1 protein-coding gene is annotated in these 546 nt (G+C 78.4%); it reads left to right on the forward strand.

The window, feature by feature from the left end:
• On the forward strand, positions 1 to 546 hold a 546-nt coding region (locus HMPREF0731_RS22815; protein ID WP_040614607.1), incomplete at both ends, for a hypothetical protein.

Here is a 546-nt window from a genome sequence, read left to right on the forward strand (position 1 = left end):
CTGCCGGCGGCGCTGGCCAGTGCCACGGTCGCGGCGCTGCTGGCGCTGGGCAGCGGGTTGCAGATGCTGCGCACCCTGCTGGGCGGCACGCAGGCCGAGAGCGAGGCCGTGCCGGCGCCCGAGCTGGTGTCCGGGCTGCGCGGGCTGCTGGAGGAGCAGCGCCTGCAGATGAACGAGGCGACCGCCGCGGTGGGCCGCGCGGTCGCGGCCGGGGCGCAGCTCTCGGGCCTGGCGCGCGTCGCCGAGAAGCAGCTGCGCCAGACGCTGGAGCGCGCCGCCCAGGCCGGGCCGGAGGAGGGGCCGGCGCTGCTCGCCTCGCTGCGGCAGACCGTCTCCTGGGTGGATGCCGAGCTGGGCGCCGCCACGGCGCGGCTGATGACCATGGCCGAGCGGGCCGAGAAGGCGCAGCCGGGCGAGGCGCCGGGGCTGCTGCCCGACACGGCGCTGCCGGCGCGGCTGGAGGCGGTGCTGCACCGGCTGGATGCGGCGCTGCCGCAGGAAGCCTTCTCCCGCCTGGAGCATTGCGCCGAGCGGCTGGAGCTGGCC

It is taken from the genome of Pseudoroseomonas cervicalis ATCC 49957 (genome assembly GCF_000164635.1).
In the GTDB taxonomy this organism is placed as follows: domain Bacteria; phylum Pseudomonadota; class Alphaproteobacteria; order Acetobacterales; family Acetobacteraceae; genus Pseudoroseomonas; species Pseudoroseomonas cervicalis.